Annotated in this window: 19 protein-coding genes and 1 tRNA gene; 9 read left to right on the top strand and 11 right to left on the bottom strand. The window is 72.6% G+C overall.

Going from position 1 to position 21344, the window contains the following annotated elements; translation table 11 throughout:
- Positions 1 to 8: 8 nt before the first annotated feature.
- The 6 genes from AMK10_RS08565 to AMK10_RS08540 form a co-directional block, all read right to left on the bottom strand.
- A complete protein-coding gene (locus AMK10_RS08565) occupies positions 9 to 875 on the bottom strand; it encodes a UbiA prenyltransferase family protein (protein WP_079180651.1) in 867 nt (288 codons plus the stop codon).
- Positions 876 to 1069: 194 nt separating this feature from the next.
- Positions 1070 to 2242 (bottom strand): glycosyltransferase family 4 protein, encoded by a 1173-nt coding sequence (locus tag AMK10_RS08560; protein WP_241839504.1) that lies wholly within the window; start codon positions 2240 to 2242, stop codon positions 1070 to 1072.
- The gene (locus AMK10_RS08555) at positions 2239 to 3450 is read right to left on the bottom strand and encodes an endonuclease/exonuclease/phosphatase family protein (protein WP_107428393.1); all 1212 of its coding nucleotides are present in this window, start codon (positions 3448 to 3450) and stop codon (positions 2239 to 2241) included. The genes AMK10_RS08560 and AMK10_RS08555 overlap by 4 nt, the downstream gene beginning before the upstream one ends.
- 31 nt (positions 3451 to 3481) lie before the next feature.
- Positions 3482 to 4567 carry an NAD-dependent epimerase/dehydratase family protein gene (locus AMK10_RS08550; RefSeq protein WP_241839503.1) on the bottom strand — a complete coding sequence of 362 codons (1086 nt, stop codon included), beginning with the start codon at positions 4565 to 4567 and terminating at the stop codon, positions 3482 to 3484.
- Positions 4561 to 5991 carry an aspartate aminotransferase family protein gene (locus AMK10_RS08545; RefSeq protein ID WP_073746592.1) on the bottom strand — a complete coding sequence of 477 codons (1431 nt, stop codon included), beginning with the start codon at positions 5989 to 5991 and terminating at the stop codon, positions 4561 to 4563. Before AMK10_RS08545 ends, AMK10_RS08550 begins: the two co-directional genes overlap by 7 nt.
- 114 nt (positions 5992 to 6105) lie before the next feature.
- Positions 6106 to 7206 carry a helix-turn-helix transcriptional regulator gene (locus AMK10_RS08540; RefSeq protein WP_143194945.1) on the bottom strand — a complete coding sequence of 367 codons (1101 nt, stop codon included), beginning with the start codon at positions 7204 to 7206 and terminating at the stop codon, positions 6106 to 6108.
- A gap of 162 nt (positions 7207 to 7368) precedes the next feature.
- Between AMK10_RS08540 and AMK10_RS08535 the strand changes: the two genes are divergently transcribed.
- On the top strand, positions 7369 to 7581 hold the full coding sequence (locus AMK10_RS08535; protein ID WP_073746587.1) for a hypothetical protein: 213 nt from the start codon (positions 7369 to 7371) through the stop codon (positions 7579 to 7581).
- 33 nt (positions 7582 to 7614) lie between these two features.
- Here the strand turns inward: AMK10_RS08535 and AMK10_RS08530 are convergent, their stop codons facing one another.
- From AMK10_RS08530 to AMK10_RS08520, 3 genes are all read right to left on the bottom strand, one after another.
- Positions 7615 to 8886 carry an aspartate-semialdehyde dehydrogenase gene (locus AMK10_RS08530; RefSeq protein ID WP_158070867.1) on the bottom strand — a complete coding sequence of 424 codons (1272 nt, stop codon included), beginning with the start codon at positions 8884 to 8886 and terminating at the stop codon, positions 7615 to 7617.
- A gap of 271 nt (positions 8887 to 9157) precedes the next feature.
- A complete protein-coding gene (locus AMK10_RS08525; protein WP_073746583.1) occupies positions 9158 to 10045 on the bottom strand; it encodes a spermidine synthase in 888 nt (295 codons plus the stop codon).
- 87 nt (positions 10046 to 10132) lie between these two features.
- The gene (locus AMK10_RS08520; RefSeq protein ID WP_241839528.1) at positions 10133 to 10495 is read right to left on the bottom strand and encodes a hypothetical protein; all 363 of its coding nucleotides are present in this window, start codon (positions 10493 to 10495) and stop codon (positions 10133 to 10135) included.
- Between the two features lie 251 nt (positions 10496 to 10746).
- Between AMK10_RS08520 and AMK10_RS08515 the strand changes: the two genes are divergently transcribed.
- On the top strand, positions 10747 to 12102 hold the full coding sequence (locus tag AMK10_RS08515; RefSeq protein WP_073746579.1) for a transcriptional regulator: 1356 nt from the start codon (positions 10747 to 10749) through the stop codon (positions 12100 to 12102).
- 206 nt (positions 12103 to 12308) lie between these two features.
- Here AMK10_RS08515 and AMK10_RS08510 read toward each other — a convergent pair whose 3' ends face one another.
- Positions 12309 to 12905 (bottom strand): histidine phosphatase family protein, encoded by a 597-nt coding sequence (locus AMK10_RS08510; protein WP_073746577.1) that lies wholly within the window; start codon positions 12903 to 12905, stop codon positions 12309 to 12311.
- Between the two features lie 315 nt (positions 12906 to 13220).
- Here AMK10_RS08510 and AMK10_RS08505 point away from each other — a divergent pair, with 315 nt between their 5' ends.
- From AMK10_RS08505 to AMK10_RS08475, 7 genes are all read left to right on the top strand, one after another.
- Entirely contained in the window at positions 13221 to 14168 is a 948-nt protein-coding gene (locus AMK10_RS08505) for a phosphatase PAP2 family protein (RefSeq protein ID WP_073746575.1), read from the top strand.
- Positions 14065 to 15249, top strand: coding sequence for a hypothetical protein (locus tag AMK10_RS08500; RefSeq protein WP_073746573.1), 1185 nt, complete (start codon positions 14065 to 14067; stop codon positions 15247 to 15249). The genes AMK10_RS08505 and AMK10_RS08500 overlap by 104 nt, the downstream gene beginning before the upstream one ends.
- A complete protein-coding gene (locus AMK10_RS08495; protein ID WP_073746571.1) occupies positions 15240 to 16850 on the top strand; it encodes a hypothetical protein in 1611 nt (536 codons plus the stop codon). Before AMK10_RS08500 ends, AMK10_RS08495 begins: the two co-directional genes overlap by 10 nt.
- A complete protein-coding gene (locus AMK10_RS08490) occupies positions 16847 to 18181 on the top strand; it encodes an AAA domain-containing protein (protein WP_073746568.1) in 1335 nt (444 codons plus the stop codon). Before AMK10_RS08495 ends, AMK10_RS08490 begins: the two co-directional genes overlap by 4 nt.
- A gap of 240 nt (positions 18182 to 18421) precedes the next feature.
- Entirely contained in the window at positions 18422 to 18763 is a 342-nt protein-coding gene (locus tag AMK10_RS08485) for a hypothetical protein (RefSeq protein WP_073746566.1), read from the top strand.
- Between the two features lie 289 nt (positions 18764 to 19052).
- Positions 19053 to 19751 carry a hypothetical protein gene (locus AMK10_RS08480; RefSeq protein WP_073746564.1) on the top strand — a complete coding sequence of 233 codons (699 nt, stop codon included), beginning with the start codon at positions 19053 to 19055 and terminating at the stop codon, positions 19749 to 19751.
- Positions 19742 to 19815 (top strand) — tRNA-Lys (locus AMK10_RS08475). Before AMK10_RS08480 ends, AMK10_RS08475 begins: the two co-directional genes overlap by 10 nt.
- 68 nt (positions 19816 to 19883) lie before the next feature.
- Here the strand turns inward: AMK10_RS08475 and AMK10_RS08470 are convergent.
- The gene (locus AMK10_RS08470; RefSeq protein WP_073746562.1) at positions 19884 to 21125 is read right to left on the bottom strand and encodes a M6 family metalloprotease domain-containing protein; all 1242 of its coding nucleotides are present in this window, start codon (positions 21123 to 21125) and stop codon (positions 19884 to 19886) included.
- Between the last annotated feature and the right edge of the window lie 219 nt (positions 21126 to 21344).

The following is a 21344-nucleotide window of genomic DNA, read 5'->3' as shown; positions in this document are numbered from 1 at the left end:
AGCACACCTCACAGGAGTCGGCCGGCGGCCAGGCAGGCCAGCCACAGCACGGCGTTGATCACGAGCGGCACATCCGTGAGCACGTCCCGGCCCGGCTCCCCGCCGCTGCTCCTGACCGCCACCATCTGGACGTAGCGGCAGACGGCGAAGACGGCGAAGGGCACGGTGGCGACGGCCAGTACCTCCGCGTGCGGATGCGGCCCGGACAGGACGAACAGTTCGTAGCTGATCAGCGTGGCGGCCAGCAGCAGGGTCATGAGCTGGTCGAGCAGCGGCACGGAGTACCCGGCGAGGGCCGGGCGCTGGGCGGACGCCTGCCCGAGCAGGTCGGCGGCGGCCAGTTCGTGCCGGCGCTTGCCCAGCGAGAGCAGCAGGCAGGTGCAGTAGACACAGATGATCAGCGCGGGGTTGAAGGGCGCCGCCACCGCCGCGCAGCCCGCCACGGCGCGCAGGACGAATCCGGAGGCGACCAGGCTGACGTCGACGAGCGAGTGGTGCTTCAGCCACAGGCAGTAGGCCAGGTTGATCACGCCGTACCCGGCGATCGCCGCCTGGGCGGCGCCGGGGAGGACCGCCGCGCAGGCGACCGTGGTCGCCAGGCACGTCGCGCCCAGCAGCGCGGCCCCGACCGGGCCTATCCTCCCCCCGGCCAGGGGCCGGTGGCGTTTGACCGGGTGCAGCCGGTCGCGTTCGCGGTCCAGCCAGTCGTTGAGCACGTAGACGGCCGCCGAGGCCGCCGTGAACGCCACGACCGCGGCGATGCCGCGTCCCGGGTGCCGCACCAGGGCGGCGGGGTCCAGGGCCAGGGGGACGAGCAGGACGAAGATGTTCTTGATCCACTGCCTGGGCCGCAGCAGCACCAGCGGCGCGGGCATCCTCCTGCGGCGCCTGGGCGGTGTGCGGCCCTCGCCGGCCCCCGGAGGGGAGGCGGACCGCGGGCTCCCGCGCCATTCGCGCAACGGCGCCTCGGCGGTCACGACGGCGGTGGCCGCCCCGCCCGACGGGGTCGCCGGGACCGTCCGGCTCTCCGCGCCCCCGGTCCTGACGGCGTCCCCGCCGCCGGCCCGGTTCACAGCCGCCCGCCGGGGAGCAGCCGCCGGAACGCCTCTTCGTGGGCGTCGAGGAACGCGTCCCCGCCGAACAGCTTGGTCGCCGTCTCCGCTCCGGCCCTGCGGTCCTCGTCCGGCAGGTGCGCCATCTCCAGCAGTGCCTCGCGCAGCGCCTCGGGGTCCCGGGGCGGGACCAGCCGCCCGAAGCCGGTGGACGCCACCGGGTAGCGGGAGCCGGACAGGTCGGTGCTCACCGGGGGGACCCCGGCCATCATGGCCTCGACCTGCACGATGCCGAAGGACTCGGAGATCGACGGGAGCGCGAAGACGTCGATCGAGGCGTAGAAGTCGCGTACCGCCTCGCCGCGCAGCAGGCCGGTGAAGCGGATGCGCGGGTCGTCGCCGGCCTCCGCGCGCAGCTCGGCGATGTTGCTGCCGCCCGCGACGGTGGTGTAGTCCCCCGCGATCAGCAGCCTGGCCTTCGGGTCGGACATCGAGCGGAAGGCCCGGATGAGGTACTCGATGCCCTTGTCGACGGTGATCCGCCCCATGAAGCCGATGTGCAGCCCGTCGCCGTCGCGCAGCCGCGGCGAACCGCCGTTGCGGTCGACGCAGGGCGAGGAGATGGGGACGAGCCTGCGGCGGCGGATCGTCGGCCAGATCCGCGAACCCCGCGCCTGGTCCTCGCTGTTGGTGATGACGATGTCCGCCTTGCGGACCGCCACCTTGCAGACCTCGTCGACGGCGCGCATCCCGAAGCGGTTCACCGGGCTGTCGGGCAGGAACACGTCAATGTGGTACGTCACGACGAGCCGGGCGCTGCCCTTCAGCGCGGCGACGAAGGCCGCCTCGGGGTTGGGCAGGTGCATGTGGAGGATGTCGGAGCGGGCGGCGAGACGCCGGGCCAGCAGCGGCAGCGCGGGGGAGACGAACCCTCGGCTGATGTTGGCGAGGACGGGCGCCCGGAAGACGTGGACGCCGTTGATGACCTCGTAACGGGGCAGCTTGGGGTCGTGCTGGGCGCACACGACCGCGATGTTCCAGCCCCGGGCGGCCAGTCCCTCGGCGGTCAGTCGCGCGGCCTCGGTCAGGCCGCTGACGTAGGGGGCGTAGTAGTCGAGCATCACCGTCACGTGGAACCGGCTGGGGCGCATGGTGGATCCCTCGCTCAGGGGGTTGTCCTGCGGGCTCATCGGGTCTCCTTCGGGTGTCCGGAGGCGGTGGGGTCGGGTACGACGAGTCGGATCTCCTGGGCCGCGTGGTCCGAGAAGTCCCCGCCGCCGCCGAAGCGGTAGCCGGGCACGGCCAGGTCATCGGTGGTGAACAGCCAGTCCAGCCGCCACAGCCGGGGCAGCGGGTAGTCGGAGACGGGCCAGGACCGGGCGGGCAGGACGCCGTTCCCGGGGCTGTGCACCTGGGTGCCCGGGGCGGGGTCGAGAAGGCTGCCCGTCCAGGGTGAGTTGAAGTCCCCGGTCAGAAGGGCCGGGTGGGGGTTGTCCGCGAGATCGGAGCGCAGGGCGTCCAGCTCGCGGTCGCGCCATGCGTACTGGTCCCGCAGGAAGCGGTAGAAGCGGCCGGAGAGCGGGTTGTCGCCGACCTGGAAGGGGACCGGCATGTGCACGTTGTAGAAGGAGACCGTGCGGTCCCCGACCTGGATGTCGGTGCGCTGCGCCTTGCTTCCCTCGTGGTACCAGGCCGTGCCGCTGTCCGGGACGCGGCGGTGGTGCTCGGCGACCACGGGCAGCCGGGAGAGGGTCAGCAACTCCCCCTCGACGGAGATGTGGTAGCCGGGGAACTCCTTGTGCAGCCGGGCCGTGTCATCGATCCTGACCGGCTCGTCCCCCTCCCAGTAGAGGTACTCCTGGAGGAGGTACACATCGGCGTCCTGGCCCCGCAGGAAGGCGTAGAAGTCCTGCTTGTCGTCGTCCATCTGCCAGTAGTCCGTGCTCCAGGCGAACACCTTGACCTCGGTGCCGCCGGCGGTGGTGCCCGTGGCGCCACCCGACCAGCCGGGTCCGAAGCCGGACAGGTGGGCGCCGGCCAGGAGCAGGAGCACCAGGACGGGGGCCAGCCACCGGCGTACCGGCCGGGCCAGCGGTGTCACCGCGAGGAGCAGCAGCGGCACGGCCACCAGCGTCAGCGGGGGTACCGCCTCGACGAGCAGCCACAGCCACCAGTTCCCCGCGAGCAGCACGTGCAGGCCGAGGAGCAGGGTCCAGGCGGCGGTGGCCCCCACCAGCAGGCGGGTGCCCCGGCACCAGCGGCGGGCCCGGGGGGCCTCCCCGGTCCCCTCGGCCGCGGACCCGCCCGGCGAGGGCGCGGACGCGGTGTCCCCTTCCACGCCGGTGGGTTCGTGCGCGGCGGGGACCTCGTCCGTGCCGGGGACACCGGAAACGGGCATGGGTGTCCCCGGCACTCGGGTTCCGGCCATGTCAGAAGAAGACCTTCGCGAGACCGAGGGCTCCCTGACGCCAGGGGTCCGTGCTGGTCCGGCCGCCGTCCTTGCTCGCGGCCTGCGGGGCGGCCGGGCGCTGCCCGCGCCACCAGTCGTACGTACGCAGGATGGCTTCCCGGTTGGACTGCTGGGGCCGGAAGCCGAGCCGTTCCTGTGCCTTGTCGACGCTGACGTAGGAGTCGTCGAGCAGCTTGTAGAGCAGCCGTCCGTACACCGGGGAGATCCCCGTACGCTCCAGCAGCCGCAGCACGGCCACGGCAGGGCGGCCCGGTATCGACACGACCCGCTTGCCGTGCCCTGCCGCGTCCAGCACGGACTGGAAGTCCTCGCGGAGGGTGGCGAACTCGACGGCGCCGATGTTGTACGTGTCGTGCGCGACCTCGTCCGGAGCGCGCAGCACGGTGACCACCGCGTCCACGAGGTCGTCCAGGGCGAGCATCTGGGTGCGTACGTCGCCCTTACCGAGCACCGGGAAGTTGCGGCCTTCCTCGGCCCACTGGAAGAGCATGTCGAACAGGCCCATGCGGCCCGGCCCCACGAAGGTCTTGGGCCGCAGCACCGGCAGGCACATGCCCTTGGCGCGGTACCGCTCGGCGACCTTCTCGGCCTCCGCCTTGGCCCTGCTGTAGGTGTCCACCGGCTCGTGCGGATGGTCCTCCGGCGTCGGCACCAGCTTGGGCAGCCCGTACACGGCGGTCGAGGAGATGTGCACGACCCTGGGGGTCCGTACGGTCCTGGCCGCCTCCAGCACGGTGGTGGTGCCCTCGACGACGATCGACCGGATGTCGGCGGCGGGGTAGCTGGGCAGCGCCGACGCGCAGTGCACGAGGGCCTCGGCCCCGTCGAGCGCCCTGCGCACGGCGCCCGCGTCCCGGATGTCTCCGGTGGAGGAGGTCAGGCCGGAAGCGGCCGGCACGGGCCGGAGGTCGAAGGCGTGGACCTCCCGCCCCTCCTTCAGCAGCCGCTCCACCAGGTGCGCGCCGAGCACACCGGCGGCGCCGGTGACCGTGACGCGGCCGGGCAGTGCGGACAGGGCGTCCTTCTCGTTCCCGGGGTTCACCACAGCGAGCTCACCCGCTCCTTCATGAAGCGGGCCAGCAGGCGGCTCATGCCCTCGGAGAGGGTGGCGTCCAGGGCGTCGAGGAAACGTTCCACCTCGTCCGGCCCCGCCACCAGGGGCGGGCTCACGACCAGCGGGCTGCGGCCGTTGAGCGTGTAGTAGGAGTAGACGTCGTGCTTGCGGTACAGGGTGTCGATCACCGCCGCCGTGATGATCTTCGTACGGATCAGCGGGTCCTTGGCGAGACCGCCGGCCGGCAGCTTGCCGACCAGGTCGAGGATCTTCGGGCCTCCGGAGAGGAAGACCCCGAACAGCGCCCCCGATCCGCGTACGTCGGCGATCAGGTCCGGGTAGGTCTTCTGGATGCGTTCCAGCCCCGGCCGCAGGACGTCCTCGATGGCGCGGGCCCGCGCCGGGTAGTCGTCCTCCACCGCCACCGAGATCGCCTCGATCGCGGTCGCGGTCTCCTCGCCGAAGCCGTAGTACGTCGTACTCGTGCTCTGCATCATGGCGTCCGTCATGTTGTCGTACACCTTGCGGAAGACGGGTTCGCGCGCCACGAAGGCGGAGATGGAGGACTTGCCGCCGCCGAACGACTTCGAGGTCGTCACGACGTCCGGCACCAGGCCCTCGTAGCGGGTGAAGTGGAACATGCTGCCGGTCTTGCCCCAGCCGGTGTAGATCTCGTCGAAGATCAGGATGATGTCCTCGGCCGTGCAGAGTTCGCGCAGTCCGCGCAGGAACTCCTCGGAGCACCAGCGCATCGTGGACGCGCTGAACGGCTCGATGAGCAGGGCGTACACATCGCTGCGGCCGTTCGCGTCGCGGGCCTCGGCCAGCGCCCGGCGGACCGATTCGAGGTCGTCGTAGGCGAAGGTGCCGATACCGGGGATGGTCGGGAACTCGAAGTGGTTCTGGGTGCTCCCGGTGAGCCCTCCGGAGCCGAGCAGCTTCCCGTGGAAGCTGATGTCGGCCCGCAGGATCCGCTTGCGCTTGCCGCCGTGGTACTTGTACGCCATCTTGACCGCCCCCTCCACCGCCTCCGCACCGGAGTTCGGCAGGAAGGAGCGGTTGAGGTCGCCCGGCAGCACGGCCGCCAGGTTGTGGCCGAGAGCGGCCAGATAGGGCGAGAAGTAGGTCTTGTGCACCTCCATCCGCCGCTGTTCCTGGAAGCGCTTGCGGGCCGCCACGATCCTCGGGTGGTTGTGCCCGTGGTTCAGTACGCCCACGCCACCGGTGAAGTCGAGGATCCTGCGTCCGTCGCGGGTGTGGACGTAAGCGCCCTCCGCGTGGTCGACGAGCTCCTGGCCGAAGCCGAAGGAGGTCATCAGCTTGACCTGGCTCTTGTTGATGTAAGTGCGGTAGAGATCGTGCACCTCGTCGACGTCGAGCTTCTCCGCCTCGTCGAGAGTGATGAGCTGTGCCATTGGGCCTCTCCCATGCAACGTCATCGTGCGACATCGTTGTCTGCCGGCACGAACAAACGTCGCACGGGAGAGGACCCTGGCACGAGGTGTCACCGGCGTCCTGTGGCGGTACGGCTACTTGTGGACAGCGATCCCCTCGTCGGCCGCAACGCCGGCCGACGCCTCGGTCCGGTCATCGGCCTCATCGCCCTGGTCATCGGCCCGAACGCCGCTCAGGACGCCGTCCGCGCCGCCCTCCGCGGCCTGCCGGCCGATGAGGACACCGGCCTGGAACCTGCTGGTGGCACCGAGTTCCGTCATCAGCGCGGAGATGTAGCGACGGCAGGTACGGGCCGCCATGCCCAGCCGTCGCGCGATGACCTCGTCCTTGAGCCCCATGGCCATCAACCGCAGGATGGAGGACCGCAGTTCCGCGCTCACCTGCTGCTGGTCGGCGGGCTCCGCGCTGTTGAAGGGCCGGCCCACCTGCCAGGCCGCCTCGAAGGACCGGCAGAGATAGGCCACCAGGGTCGGATCGGTGACGACGGCCGCGCCGGGCGGCTCGGCACCCCTCCTCTCCTTGGGCACGAAGGCGGTGTGGCGGTCGTAGACGATGAGTCGTTCGGAGAGTTCCGCCGAGGTCCGCACCTCGGCACCCTCATCGCAGATCTGGGCGACATAGCTGCGGGTGGTGAGGCTCGAACGCGCGGTGTGCTGATAGAGCGTGCGGACCCGGACACCGCGCCGCAGTAATTCCTGTGTCTGCACGAGATCCTGCTGAAGAAGTGACGCCGACCTGCCGCCCCCGGGCTGAAGACTCAGGCGTTCTTTGACGCAGCGATGCCGGGCGAGATCGATCTCACGGCGCACCTCGGCCGCATTATCGAGAACGCGTATCGACACATCTGTGCCATGACGGTGCTCGACTGAGCGATATAATGCCGACAGCGCGTTCAACTGACGGTGAATTCCGGCTATCTGTCTTCGCTGACGGGCGACCGACATCTCCAGCGGCGCAATCAGCTCGACCTCGACGACCTCCGGGTCGAGCGGGATCGCAGGGCCGACGCCCGGGCTCAACAGGCGCAAGTCCTGGAGTGCGGTGCGTGCTTCGGCGATCCGTGACCGCTCCACACCGAGCTCGGACGCGATCTCCTCCTCGATGAAGACACCGGCTCGCAGCGCCGATCTGTAGGCGTCAACCGCGAGTTCGTCCAACAGTGACTGGCTCTCCACGAGCACCCCTTCGCTCGACGTCCGACGCTATCCACTTGTGGCCGCGCCATCATAGGACACCCAATGGGTCGGGATCGGGACGACTTTGGCTGGCAAGCTCTTCACGTCCCGAAGAACGGGTACCGCGAGTTGTCGAACGAATCGAATCGAGGGAGAAAGAAAATGGCGAACAATCGCCGGTTTGAGATCCGTTCCCTGGTCGCCCCCCTCCTGATGGCCGGAATTGCCGGTTCCATCGGTCTCGCTGTTATCGGCGGTTCCGTCGTCCCGGCAGGTCCGGAATCCGCCGTCGTCACGACCGCCGACGACAAATGGGACTCCGTGCCCAACACCCCCGGCGAGGGGACGACCTCGGCCGCTGCCGCCCAGTACTAGCGCGGCCGCGTCCGGGGCGGGCGGAGGTCCGCCTCAGCAGGGGCTGCTTTTCAGCCGCTCATCGGACGCGCGGGAGGCGAGCGCGATCCTCGCGATCCGCAGAAGGGTCGACGCGCCTCCCGCGCGCAGGTTGTCGAAGACCAGCCACAGCAGGAACCCCCGGGACGTGTGCGGGCTCACCCGCACCCTGCCCACGTGGAAGCGGTCCGGGTCGCCGGCCGTCAGCGGAGTGGGGACCGATCCCGGCGCCTTCCCGTCGCGCAGCACGATCGCGGCGCGCGCCGCGGGGCCGTCGTACGCCACACGGTCGTCCACCGCACGGTCGTCGTACGCCACACGGTCGTCGTGCGTCACGAGGTCGTCGTGCGTCACGAGGTCGCGCATCACCTGACCGTCGCGCACCACACGGCCGTCGCGCACCACCTGGCCGTCCTGCGACACGACGTCGCCGTGCATCACCCGGCCGTCCTGGGCCACGAGGTCGTCGTGCACCACGAAGTCCGGGAGCGAGGCCAGGAGTTCCACGAGCCCCTGCCGGTCCACCGGGTCGCCGGTCTCCACGAAGAGCGTCGCCCCGTGCCCGCTGACCACCGGAACCCGCACACAGGTCACCGCCACCTCCGCGTCCGGCAGCCCCAGGACCCGCTGCGTCTCCTCGACGAGGCGCCGTTCCTGACGGCTGGCCCCGTCCTCCAGGAGCCGGTCCACGGCCGGTACGACATTGAACGCCAGGGCGGGGCGGAAGCGGTCGGCCGGCAGCTCCGCCCCCGGGTCGCTCAGCGTCAGTTCGCTGCCCTCCAGCAGTTCGTCGACCCCCTGGTGACCCAGCCCGGAGGCGGACTCGTACGTGCTCATCACCACCTGGCGCACCCCCCGCCACCGCTCGACCGCGTGCAGCAGGAGCGTCAGCGGCACCGTCATCCCGCTGGGCACCGCGACGGCCTCCGGACAGTCGGCCAGCAGGCAGTCGTTGATCGAGGGGACGACCAGCGGGACCTCCGGGTGCGCGCTGAAGGCACCGGAGGCGTCGACGACCAGTGCGCCCGCCGCCATCGCCACGGGCACCCACCGGCGGCTCACCGACTCGCTCGCGCAGAAGAGCACGAGGTCGGCGCCCGCGAAGTCGAAGTCCTCCAGGTCGTGCACCGTCTTCGTACGTCCGCCGACGGGAATCTCCCGGCCCGCCGACTGCGCCGAGGCCACGAGCCGTATCTCCCGGTGCCGCATGCGGTGTTCCCCGATGAGTTCGAGGACGGCGGCTCCGAGCGCACCGGTCGCGCCGACCAGGACGATGCAAGGATCCACGGAGCGTTGGGCACGTACCATCAGGTACTCCGATCTGACGAGGGCCGAGCTCGGGCACGCGTTCCGTGGACGGTCCGGCCGGTGGCACATCGTCTCCGTACCGGAAGGCGCGGAGAGCTCGCGCGGCAGGAACGGCTCAGCCGGTTCCGCGTCGTCGCGACCCCCATGAAAACGCCGAACCCGCCGCTCCGGCACAGGGCGGTGCTGTCAGGAACCGGACAGGCCGGAGCATGCCATCGCACGTCCGGTCGATCCGGTCACCGCGGGCGGCTCAGCCGAAGGTGCCGGGCGGCGGCGCCGGGGACGCCTTGGCCCCCGCGTCGGTGACGACGGCGGCGCCGCCCGTGAAGTCGGAGAGCGCGCGCCCGTGTTCGACGCGGCCGGGATGCGGATCGCCCGCGACCCGGCGGGTCAGCTCCGCGGTGGCGATCGGCAGGTCGGAGGCGACCAGCACCGCGTTGCCGAAGCGGCGGCCCCGCCAGACCGTCGGATCGGCGGCCAGGGCCAGCTCGGGGAAGAGGGAGGCGGCGGTGGCGATCTGGCCGCGCAGATGGGAGAGCGGCGGCCCGTCGGCGAGGTTGGCGGCGTACTGCCCGCCGGGCTTCAGCACCCTGCGCACCTCGGCGAGGAATTCGGCGGAGGTCAGATGCGCGGGGGTGCGGGCACCGCTGAAGACGTCGGCGACGACGAGGTCCGCCCAGCCGTCCTGGACCCTGCCGAGTCCGGCGCGGGCGTCCACCGAGCGGACTCGTATCCGGGCCCCGGGGTCCAGCGGCAGTTCCCGCCGCACGAACTGCACGAGGGCCGCGTCGATCTCGACGATCTGCTGGGTGGAGCGGGGGCGGCTCGCCGCGACGTAGCGGGCGAGCGTGAAGGCGCCGCCGCCGAGGTGGACCACCTGGAGGGGCCGGCCGGGCGGCGCGGCGAGGTCGATGACATGGCCGAGCCTGCGCTGGTATTCGAACGAGAGGTACGAGGGGTCGTCCAGGTCCACGTGGGACTGCGGGGCGCCGTCCAGCAGCAGGGTCCAGGCGCGCGGGCGCTCGCGGTCGGGCACCAGCTCGGCGAGGCCGCCGTCGACCGTCGCGGAGACGGGCTCCTGCCGGCGCTCGGAGCGCTTGCCCTCGCTCGCTCCTCGAGCCGCTCCTCGACGTGCCACGCGCGCTCGTCCTCGCTCACCGGTTCGGGCCGGCTGCCTGGGAGAACCGACGAGGGCGGGAGATCCGCCCACCCCGCCATTATGGCCTCAGCGGCAGTTGTCGGCCGCCTCGATGAGCCGTGCGGCCTGGTCGAGGGCGGCCCTGAGGACGGCCGGGTCGGTGACGGGGGCCTCGGCGGCGGGCGGCAGGAGCCAGCCTCCGCCGATGACGGGCGGATCGGCGGGGACGCGGAAGCCCCGGCCGTCCGTCTCCGTACAGGCGCTGCCGGGCACGTCCCATGCCGCGGCCGTGCCGGACGGTACGACGAAACCGAGGACGGCACAGGCCCCGTCGTGCAGGACCGGGCCGACGGCCTCGCTGTCCGCCCCCCTGCGCAGGATGTCCACGGCCTCCAGGCCCTGACGTGCCGGGACGGTCACCAGGTCGCACGGTGTGGCTTCCGGGCCCATGTGAGGCAAGGGAACCCCTCCTCTCGTCTTGAGGCGGGACCACGCCCCCGCCTCCTCATGGACCAACGCGCCGACGGCGTCAAGGGCTACGGCGGCACGCCGCCGCAAAGGGTGGCAGTTCATGGCGGATCACGGGTGAGATGTCTGATTTATAGCCAAACGCTGTCTGTGTGCCGTGTCACAGCCGGTACGTTCTTGCTCCGCCGGGACACCGGAAGCAGGAGCCCGGCTGCACCAGAGAGGGCCCCGCCATGGTGTCGACACGGGCAGTTCCCAACCTCGTCTTCCGGCGGCTGCGCGGACAGCGCTCCGCCGGGGAGTTCGCGGCCGCGGTCCGCAGGGCCGCACGCGAGATCGGTGAACAGGTCGCGTGCGACGCCCGGTACATCGGGCGCGTGGAGTCCGGCGAGATCCGCTGCCCCAACTACGCGTACGAACGGGTGTTCCTGCACATGTTTCCGGGCGCGAGCCTGGAGGACCTGGGCTTCTCCTCCCGCGAGAGCGTGCGCGGCCGGGGGGCCCGCACGGCACCCCTGTCCCTTTCCACCACACCCCCCACGCTCGACCGTGACATCGACGAGGAGAGCGACGTGCTGCGTCGCGTGTTCATGACCAGCGGTACCGCCACGGTGGCGTCCGCGTCCCTGGGCCTGGGCGGCGGTTCCGCCGTCGCGGGCCCCCTCACCCTGCCCGCGCAGCGCCGGGTCGGCGAGGCCGAGGTGAGCGCGGTCGAGAAGGCCGTGCGCCAGATCCGGCTGCTGGACGACCGGCACGGCGCGGACGGCCTCTACCGGCAGGCGTCCCAGCCGCTCCGGGCGGCGTACGCCCTGCTCGACGGCGGAACCACGACGCGCCGCGGCACCACCGAGCGGCTGCACGCGGGCGCCGGGGAGCTGGCGATCTCGGTGGGCTGGCTGGCCCACGACTCGGGGCGCACGGAGGACGCGCGCTCCCATTACGCGGAGGCGCTCGCGACGGCGCGACTCGCCGGGGACGCCGCACTGGAGGCGCACGCGTTCTGCAACGCGTCCTTCCTGGCCCGCGACACCGGCCGGGCCCGGGAGTCCGTACGCGCGGCCGAGGCGGGGCAGCGGGTGGCCGGGCCGCTCGGCTCGCCGCGGCTGCTGGCCCTGCTGGCGCTGCGGGAGGCGGGCGGCCGGGCGTGGCTCGGGGACCGCACGGGCTGCGAGCGGGCGATCGGGCGGGCGCGTACGGCGTTCGAGCGCGGGGAGCGCGACGCGGACCCGGAGTGGATGACCTTCTTCCGGGAGGCGGAGCTGGAACTGCTGGAGGCGCAGTGCTGGTCGGCCCTGGGCGACTGGCCCCGGGCCGCGCGGCACGCGCGCAGGGCTACCCGGCTCCAGGACCCGCACTTCACGCGGAACCTCGCGCTGTACCGGGCACAGCTGGCGGGCGATCTGGCGAGGTCGGGCTCGGCCGACGAGGCGGCGACGGCGGGCCACCAGGTGCTGGACCTGCTGGACCGGGTCCAGTCCTCCCGCATCCGGGGCATGCTCGCGAGTGCGGTACGGGTGCTGAGGCCCCGGGGCGGCCCGGAGGTGACGGCCCTGCTGGACCGCTACGACGAGCTCCCGCCCCTGACCTGAGGGATGCGGGCGGGGCGTGCGCGAGGCACCGCCCGGGCCGGGGCGGGCGCGAGGCACCGCGCCCCGGGTCCCGCCCGGCCCAGGCCGCCCCGGGGTCCTCCGCGCGGACCGCACCGGGATCGCGAGCCGGTCCCGGTCCGGCCGCCCCGGGTCCTCACCGCGGACCGGACAAGGGCCGTGAGCCGGTCCCGGACCGGCCGGGGACCCTAGCGGTCCAGGTGGCCGGTGTCGTTCCAGCGTTCCAGGGCCGGGAGTCCGTACGCCCAGCCCAGCACCGAGAGGGACGTCGGCTCGAGGCGGATGCGCGCGGCGAAGGACACGTCCTCGCCCAGCCAGCGCGCGCCCAGGGCCCGCAGGATGTGCCCGTGCGCGAAGACCAGCACGTCGCGGTCGGCCGAGCGCGCCCACGCGACGACCTCGTCCGCCCTGGCCGAGAGCTCGGCCAGGGTCTCTCCCCCGGGAACCCCGTCGCGCCAGATGAGCCAGTCCGGCCGGTCCGCCTTGATCTGCGCCGGGGTGAGCCCCTCGTAGTCCCCGTAGTCGAACTCCATCAACGCGTCCCACGGCTCGGCGCGGTCGCCGAAGCCCGCGATGGCGCAGGTCTCGGAGGCCCGCACGAGCGGACTGGTCCGCACCTCCACCCCGGGCAGCCCGCCCCAGGGCTCCCGGTGCAGCCGCTCGCCGAGCAGCTTGGCTCCCTCGCGGCCTGCGTCGAGAAGGGGGATGTCGGTCCTGCCGGTGTGATTGCCCTGGACGGACCACTGTGTCTGGCCATGCCGGGCGAGCAGGATTCGCGGTGCCATGACGGCTCTCCCTGAAAATACTGAGATCCGATGATCGGGGGACCCTAGGATCTGATGGGTCCGGGACAGCGGTGTCCGGGACAGCTGCGGGGTGGCGAACGCGGGCAGCCGGCTGGGGACCGGTGCAGGCGGAAGACCCTGCTCCATCATCGCGCACCCACCCCCCGGGCAACCTGCGGGGCGGCGTCCGCGTCCCTCTCAGCGCATGACCAGGCACGTCCGCGGGGAAGGCGGCCCCAGAAGGATTCCGGGCATACGACCACCGTACGGTTGAACGCCCGCCGTCGACCGCATGAACATGGGGAGAGCTACCGGATGCCGCACGCCACCGCCGCGACACCGTCCTCCGGTCACCGGCCCCGCTGGTGGACGGAGCTTCCACTGATCGCGGTGGTGTACGGGCTGTACTCGATGGGCCGGCTGCTCGTCCGGGAGGACATACCCGGGGCCGTGGAGCACGGGCTCGCGATACTCCGCCTGGAGAAGGCGCTGCACATCAACGCCGAGCACCCCCTCAACCGGCTCCTGACGGCCCACCCCTCGCTGGGGATACCGGCGGACTTCGCGTACGCCTCCCTGCACTACCTGGTCACCCCCGCCGTCCTGGTCTGGATCTTCCGGCGGCGCACCGCCGCCTACCGGGCGGCCCGCACCTGGCTGATGACCTCCACCCTGCTCGGCCTGGTCGGCTTCACGCTGATGCCGACCTGCCCGCCCCGGCTGCTGGACGCCCACCACGGTTTCGTCGACACGATGGCCCAGTACAGCGACTACGGCTGGTGGGGTGCCGGCGCGAGCGCCCCGCGCGGACTCAGCGGGATGACCAACCAGTACGCGGCGATGCCGAGCCTGCACGTCGGCTGGGCGGTGTGGTGCGGTGTCCTGCTGTGGCGCCACGGCCGCCACCCGCTCGTGCGCGCGGTGGGCGTCGCCTATCCGCTGGTCACCGTGCTCGTGGTCATGGGCACGGCCAACCACTATTTCCTCGACGCCGTGGCGGGCGCCGCGGTGATGGCCGTGGGTGCCCTGCTGACCAGGCCGTTCATGCGGATCGCGGACCGGGTGAAGGACCGGGCGAGGGCGGTGTTCACACGGGTTCCCGCGTCCGCCGTTCCCATGAGGTCCACGATTGTCAGTGACGGATGCAAGACTTCCACGGGTGAGCGAATCCCCGGCCAGCGGACCCCCTCCGCAGATTCCAGCGACGCGAGCACCGGCTCGGCTGCCGAAGCCAGCGACGACGCTCCGGCAGCGGCTCGCTGAGCTGCGCGGTCCGTCCGTCGCGCCGCATCCGCTCGACGCACGCGCGCTGGCCGCGCTCGCCGCCAACCCGGGATGCAGGCGCCGCGCCCTGCTCGACGGCGCGGGCGTCGACAAGGCCGTGCTGGCCACCGCGCTCGGCTCCCCCGCCGCGTTCGGCCAGTCGCAGTTCGCGTTCGTCCGGGGCAACGCCTTCGAGGCGAAGGTCAAGGCCGACGGCGGCACGGAGCTGCTGCGGCTGCTGGCCGAGCGGCTCGGCGGCGGCGCCGACGCCCCCACCGGGGCCTCGGTGCCCGATCTGACGGCGGCGGGTCCCGAGGGCCGCGCCGCCCGCACGGCCCTCGCGCTGCGCGAGGCCACGGCGGCGGGCGGCTGGGCGCTGCTGGACCACCCGATGCTGGCCCTGGAGGTGGCGGGCTCGCCCGCCTACCTGGAGCCGGACGCCGTGGTGGTGCACCCCGACGGCACCTGGACGGTCGTCGAGATCAAGTCCTTCCCGATGATCGACGGCTCGGCGGACGCGGCGAAGGTCGGTGCGGCGGCCCGTCAGTCCGCGGTCTACGTCCTCGCCCTCGAGCGGATCGCCGCGGTGACCGAGGGCGCGGAGGTCGGCCACAAGGTCCTGCTGGTCTGCCCGAAGGACTTCTCCAACCTCCCGACCGCCTCCGTCGTGGACGTGCGCAAGCAGCGCGCCGTCACCCGCAGGCAGCTGACGAGGCTGACCCGCGTCGAGGACATCGCGGCGGCGCTGCCCGAGGGCACCACCTTCGACCCCGGCTGCTCCCCCGAGGACCTCGGCACCGCCGTCGACGCGGTCCCCGCGGCGTACGCCCCCGAGTGCCTGGCCGCGTGCGAGCTGGCCTTCCACTGCCGGGCGAAGGCCCGTTCGGAAGGCGCGGTGGAGTCGCTGGGCCGCAGTGTGCGGGGCGAGCTCGGCGGGCTGACGACGGTGGAGGGGGTGCTGGCCGCGGCTGCGGGCAAGGAGGGCGACCCCTCGGACCCGACGGTGGCGGCGCTGCGCAGGGCCGCCGCCCTGCGGGCGGAGGCCCTGGACGGCGTGAGCGGGGAGCGGGCGTGTCTCTGATCAGCACCCTGGCCCGGCTGGAGGCGGTGGACAGCGGGCGGGCCCAGCCGCTGGCGACCGTGCGCCACCGGCATCTGACGGACCGGCCGCTCGTGCTGGTGCCGCTGACCACCGCCGGTGAGGCGGGCGCGCCGCTCGGCGCGCTCGTGGGGACGGACCGCGAGTCACCCCGGCTGCTGGCGGTGTCCCAGCCGCGCGACCGCGATCTGCGTTTCGCGTTCCTCGCGGAACTGGCCGAGGCGGTGCTGCCGCACATCGAGTCCTACGCCGATGTCGTCGAGCCCGCCGAGCGCAACGAGGTCGATCCCGGGACCGGCAAGAAGACCAAGGTCGAGGTCGAGCTGTGCACGGACGCGGCCCAGCTGATCGTGCCCAGCAGGGCCGGCATCGACTTCGTACGGCTGCTCGGGCGGTCCATGCGGTTCCGGCGGACCGCGGAGGACGACCCGGACACGCCGTATCCGGCGCCCGCCCGGGTCCCGCTGCTCGGCCGCTGGCTGACGCACTACGGGGAGCGGGCCCGGGTGCCCGGCTCCTCGCTGCTGCTCTCCGCGACCGATCTGCTGAACCGCCACTGGGCGACGGGGCAGAGCAGCCTGGAGGACCAGCATCTCGGCGCGCTGCTCGCGTGGGTGGACCCGCCGGACGGCGAGTCCGGCGCCGAGGCCGCGCGCCGGGCCGAGCTGGAGCGGGACGGTGCCGGCCAGCTGATCTGCCCGCCGGCCGGGCCCGCGACGGACCCGGCGTTCGACAACAGGCTGCTGGCGCCGGCGATCGAGCGGTTCGACCGGGCGCGCACGGCGCTGGCCGCCGCGGAGGACGGCCTCGGCTTCGACACCCGGCTCGGAGAACAGACCATCGCCGAGCGGGAGATCGGAAGGCTGCTCGCGGGGGTGCTCCGGCCCACCTGGGACGCGGTGTGGCGGGGACTGGACCTGATGAGGGAGCTGCCGGAGGGGGCCAGGGCGCAGGACCGCTGGACCAGGGACCGCTGGTCCTTCACCGGCCACCGGGACCGGGTGAGGGCGGGCGAGCCCCCGCAGCCGCGCCGGGACGACGCGGTGACGGCGGCGCAGAAGCTCGCCTCGCGGGAGACGGCCCAGGCGCAGCTGGAGGCGCAGGAGGCGCTCGACGATCCGCTGGTGCTGGCGGGGCGCAGGCTGGCGGGCGAGGCGTTCATCGGCGAGGTGTCCGGGGTGGAGATGGCGTACAGCGAGTCGAAGCGGCCCTCGCCGCGCCCGCTGGTCACGGTGCTCACCGCCGAGCGCCCGCATCTCGGTGAGCGGACCAAGGTCTACCGCTCGCTGGACGGCAAGCCGCAGACGGCGGAGTTCGTGGCGTACGCCGACGAGGACCCGGAGGCCGGCGCGGTCGGCCTCGTGCTGCGGATCACGGACCGGATGGGGCGGGGCAAGGAGCCCGCGCCCGGTTCGGTGCCCGAGCCGGGCGACCGGATCGCCTGGACGCTGTTCGAGCACGACCAGCGGGGCGGCCCGAAGCTGCCGGACCCGGAGAACACCCCGTGGACCCATGGTGGCCCGCCGGGCGCCGGCGGACTTCCCGAGCAGCCCGACGCAGTGACCGCGGAGGACCTTCTGTGACAGCCGTTCTCGACCCGGGTGCCGCGGCGACGCGGGCGACCGACGCGATCCTCGGCGACACCCTGCGCGGTACGGCGCGCGGCATCGTGGTGGACTCGCCGCCGGGCGCGGGGAAGTCGACGCTGGTGGTGCGCGCCGCGCTGGAACTGGCCGCCGCTGGACGCCCGCTGATGGTGGTCGCGCAGACCAACGCCCAGGTGGACGACCTGGTGGTGCGCCTCGCGGAGAAGGCGCCCGAGCTGCCGGTCGGCCGGCTCCACAGCAGCGACTCCGATCCGTACGACAAGGTCCTGGACGGCCTGGACAACGTACGGAAATCGGCGAAGGCGGCGGATCTGGCGGGGCTGGACATCGTCATCTCCACGGCGGCGAAGTGGGCGCACGTGAAGAACGTGGAGCCGTGGGGACACGCGATCGTCGACGAGGCGTACCAGATGCGTTCGGACGCCCTGCTGGCCGTGGCCGGGCTGTTCGAGCGGGCGCTGTTCGTGGGGGACCCGGGGCAGCTGGACCCGTTCTCGATCGTGGGCGCCGACCAGTGGGCGGGCCTGTCGTACGACCCGTCGGCGAGCGCCGTCTCCACGCTGCTGGCCCACAACCCGGAGCTTCCGCAGCACCGGCTGCCGGTGTCGTGGCGGCTGCCCGCCTCGGCCGCGCCGCTGGTCTCGGACGCGTTCTACCCGTACACCCCGTTCCGCAGCGGCACGGACCACGGCGACCGGCGGCTGTCCTTCGGGGTGCCGTCGGACGGTTCGGGGCCCGACCGGGTGCTGGACGAGGCCGCGGAGTCCGGCTGGGGGCTGCTGGAGCTCCCGGCCCGGCACACCCCGCGCACGGATCCCGAGGCGGTCCGGGCGGTGGCCCTGGTGGTCCGCAGGCTTCTGGACCGGGGCGGGGCCGCGACGAGCGAGCGCTCCGACGGCCCGGTCCCGGTGACGGCGGACCGGGTGGCGGTCGGCACGGCCCACCGCGACCAGGCCGCGGCGGTGCGCGCGGCGCTGGCGGAGCTGGGTGTGACGGGCGTGGCGGTGGACACGGCGAACCGCCTCCAGGGCCGCGAGTTCGATGTGACCGTGGTCCTTCATCCGCTATCGGGGCGCCCGGACGCCACGGCCTTCCATCTGGAGACGGGCCGGCTGTGCGTCCTGGCCTCGCGGCACCGGCACGCGTGCGTCGTGGTGTGCCGCGCGGGGGTGGCCGACCTGCTGGACGAGCATCCGTCGACGGAGCCGGTCCAGCTGGGTGTGACGGTCAAGTTCCCCGACGGCTGGGAGGCGAACCACGCGGTTCTGGCCCATCTCTCCGAGCACCGCGTGCATTGGGCGCCCTGATCCTGGGCAGCGCTCTTGCGACCGCACCCGCGATCGGCAGCGGAAGAAGGAGCGGTGTCCGGGGTCTTCGAATCCAAGGCGGAGGAGGGAGTGATGGCGGAGCCATCACGACTGACCACAACGCCGGAGGCGGAGGTCCCGGGCGCCGTGACGCCGCTGCGGATCGTGGGCGCGGTCGCCACGCCGGGCTGGACAATGGAAGGTGGCCGTCCGGCCGTAAGACGGAGGAAGGAACACCACATGGCACAACCCGAGCGGAACGAGCGGCAGAGGCTGCGTCCCGCACCGCTGCTCTTCGAGCCGTCGGAGGCGGCGGCCGATCCGGATCACTTCTTCGACCTGGAGTCGATGGACGACCCGAAGGAGCTGCTGGCCCGCGCGACGGAGCTGACGCTCGCCTTCCGGGCGGCGACCGACCGGGCCGTGGAGTTCCAGGCCGTGGCCGCGGCGCAGCTCGCCGATCCGCGCCGGTTCGACCGGCTCACGCCCGCGGACATAGCGGCGCGTGCGGAGTGGACCGAGGACTACGCCAAGAAGATGATCGAGTTCGGCCGGTCCCTGCTGAGCGACCCCGCCCCCTGAGCTCCCGGCCCCGACAGGGTGGTGCCCCGTCCCGAGCCCGTCCCCGACCGGATCGCGCCCCGTCCCGAGCCCGTCCCGAGCCCGTCCCCGGCCCGGAGGCGACGCCTGCCCCCGGTGCCCACCGCCCGGCCCCGGCGCAGGGGTCGGCCGCTCCCTCGCGCCGGGCTCTCGTCACTACAGGTACACCTCTGGCATATGCCGCCGGGCAAGATACTCTTTCACATGCCGCCCTGTCAGGCTTTCGGCAACTCTGGGGAACAGGAGCGTCACGCTTGGTAGACATGACGCCATGACCGCCTGGCTGAATGACGAAACGACCCTGCGAACCGGTGCCGCCCCGCGCCACGGTGTCGACATCTTCACTCTGCTGAGGGACCGCGCCGACAACCGGGCGGTCGACGACAGGGCCGCGCAGGTCACCGCACCGGGGGCCGCCTGGCTGGCCGGCGCCTCGCCCTGCCCCCGCAGCACGCTCTCGCAGTGGGAGACCCGCCCCGGCTCCCCCGGCGTGCTGCCGTGCGGCTCCTCGTTCGACATCGTGAACGTCCCCGCCCTGTTCGGCCGGCGCATGCTGGAGCAGCTCTGGGCGGAGGGTCCCGGCTCGGGCCCGGTCGCCACGCACCGGGGCCGGATGCTGCTGTTCGCCTCCCCCGGCACCGCCCAGCGACTGCCGTCCCTGCTGGCCTGGGAGGAGTGGGGCACGGGCTCCGACGGCTCCCGGGCGACCCTGGGCGCCCTGCCGCCCGTGCTCTGCCACGGGGCGGGGGACGCGGTCACCGTCCCGCCGCTGACCGGCGGCGCGGGCTCCGGCGGGCCCCGCTGGGTGGTCGCCCCCGACACCCGCAACCCCTGGCTGCCGGGCCCCGACGTACTGCTCTGGGCCTGTGTGCGGGTGGGCAGGTCGGCGGCCCCGGCGACCACCGGGAGTTCGATTTTTCCTCCCGCCGATCCGGGTGCTAATGTCTACGACGTCAGCAGGCGCCGTTAGCTCAGTTGGTTAGAGCAGCTGACTCTTAATCAGCGGGTCCGGGGTTCGAGTCCCTGACGGCGCACCGACGCAAGAAGCCCCCTCGCGGAAGCGAGGGGGCTTCTTGCGTCGGCCCGGAGCCACTCGGTCCGGTCAGGTGCCGGTGGTGATCCTGACCGTCCAGGCCCCCGACCGCGTCCGGTCGGCGACGTCGATGCGGACGCGCTCCCCCGGCACGGTGTAGCGCTCGCCCTCGCGGAGCGGGGCGTCCGCGAGGGGCGGATAGACGGACCGGTCCCAGCAGGCGTCGGACTCGGGGTGGGTGTCCAGGACCTCGACCGGGCCGCCGCCGGACGGCGTGGTGTTGCGGATGCGGTAGATCAGCACGCCCTCGGTGCAGGTCGTCCGGTCGTTGCCGACGGCACTGCGGGCCTCGACGGCCAGCGCGCTGTCGGTCCCGGTCCTGATGACCGCGAGCCGGGTCCCGATGGAGGCTCCCGGCACGGGCACCTCGGCCATGGGTTCCAGGGTGAGGTCGGCCGCGCCCTGCACGCACACGACCTCCTGGCCCCCCAGCCAGCCGAGCTTCCACTTGTGCCAGCCGAAGAGGTCGGGGGACAGTCCGAACTGGCTGCCCATCACGTCCCAGTCGCCGACGTAGGTGTCCCAGTCGCCCTTGCCGTCCGCCGGGCGGTGGTAGAGGTCGGCCAGGTCGAAGACGTGTCCGGTCTCGTGGGCGAGGACGTTCCGGTCCGGCGGGTGCTCCTCGAAGACGGTGACGACGCGCCTGATGTCCGTACCGTCGGCGCGCAGGGGGCGGTCGAAGTTGACGACCTTGGTGGCGTCGGAGTCGACGCCGGGCGCGTCGGGGTCGGCCACGAGGTAGACGATGTCGTACTCCGAGAAGTCGACCTGGTCGTCGGCGGCGTCGATCGCGTCGCGCAGATAGGCGCTGCGGCGCTCGGAACCCCAGTCGCGCTGTATGCCGTACCAGGTGGACGGGCGCGGCATGCGGGTCCAGTGCCGCTGGGGGTGGGGGCGCAGGGTGAAGGCGCCGTACGAGGCGCGCTCGAAGAAACGGGCGGTCGAGGGGAAGTAGTCGGCGGCGAGCACCTCGGGGGACACGACGGGATCGGAGTCGGGGAACGACAGGAAGACCATGACGGCGTCGAGGTCACGGTCGGGGCGCGGGTAGGCGTCGTTCCAGCTGTCGAGGCCGAGGGAGTGGTGTGCCCCGGTCCGGGGCAGGGCGCACGGTCCCGCGTCGCGCGAGGCCGCCACGGCGGGGCCGGCCACGAGTCCGGTGGCGGCGAGCGCCAGGAGGGAGGTGAGAGCGGCCGCCGCACTGCGCAGACTCGGCCTTCCGACTCCCCCGGGTCCGTGCTGACGCGGCACATCTACCTCCGGCTGGAGAACGCGGGACATCTCATTCACCCTGTGCCGATTCGGGGGCGCACGCCCTGTTGTGCTGCCCCACACGGGTCAGCGGGCGCACGACTCCCACCCGTCCCGCTCACAGGTAGTCACAACCGATCACCTGAACATCCGAATTAACCAGACCAACACAGAAGCGATCATGTCTGGGCAAAGGGCATAACGATGTCAGGCGGTGGA

Origin of the sequence: Streptomyces sp. CB02058, assembly GCF_001905505.1 — a bacterium.
Classification (GTDB): domain Bacteria; phylum Actinomycetota; class Actinomycetes; order Streptomycetales; family Streptomycetaceae; genus Streptomyces.
The sequence above is the reverse complement of the archived record's forward strand: the minus strand, read 5'-3'. Positions and strand labels throughout refer to the sequence as shown.

What these genes read in the sequence shown, in the direction of transcription:
- AMK10_RS08565 (WP_079180651.1), bottom strand. Translation starts at nt 875, where the DNA reads ATGCCCGCGCCGCTGGTGCTGCTGCGGCCCAGGCAGTGGATCAAGAAC.
- AMK10_RS08560 (WP_241839504.1), bottom strand. Translation starts at nt 2,242, where the DNA reads ATGAGCCCGCAGGACAACCCCCTGAGCGAGGGATCCACCATGCGCCCC.
- AMK10_RS08555 (WP_107428393.1), bottom strand. Translation starts at nt 3,450, where the DNA reads ATGCCCGTTTCCGGTGTCCCCGGCACGGACGAGGTCCCCGCCGCGCAC.
- AMK10_RS08545 (WP_073746592.1), bottom strand. Translation starts at nt 5,991, where the DNA reads ATGGCACAGCTCATCACTCTCGACGAGGCGGAGAAGCTCGACGTCGAC.
- AMK10_RS08535 (WP_073746587.1), top strand. Translation starts at nt 7,369, where the DNA reads ATGGCGAACAATCGCCGGTTTGAGATCCGTTCCCTGGTCGCCCCCCTC.
- AMK10_RS08520 (WP_241839528.1), bottom strand. Translation starts at nt 10,495, where the DNA reads ATGGGCCCGGAAGCCACACCGTGCGACCTGGTGACCGTCCCGGCACGT.
- AMK10_RS08515 (WP_073746579.1), top strand. Translation starts at nt 10,747, where the DNA reads ATGGTGTCGACACGGGCAGTTCCCAACCTCGTCTTCCGGCGGCTGCGC.
- AMK10_RS08510 (WP_073746577.1), bottom strand. Translation starts at nt 12,905, where the DNA reads ATGGCACCGCGAATCCTGCTCGCCCGGCATGGCCAGACACAGTGGTCC.
- AMK10_RS08505 (WP_073746575.1), top strand. Translation starts at nt 13,221, where the DNA reads ATGCCGCACGCCACCGCCGCGACACCGTCCTCCGGTCACCGGCCCCGC.
- AMK10_RS08485 (WP_073746566.1), top strand. Translation starts at nt 18,422, where the DNA reads ATGGCACAACCCGAGCGGAACGAGCGGCAGAGGCTGCGTCCCGCACCG.
- AMK10_RS08480 (WP_073746564.1), top strand. Translation starts at nt 19,053, where the DNA reads ATGACCGCCTGGCTGAATGACGAAACGACCCTGCGAACCGGTGCCGCC.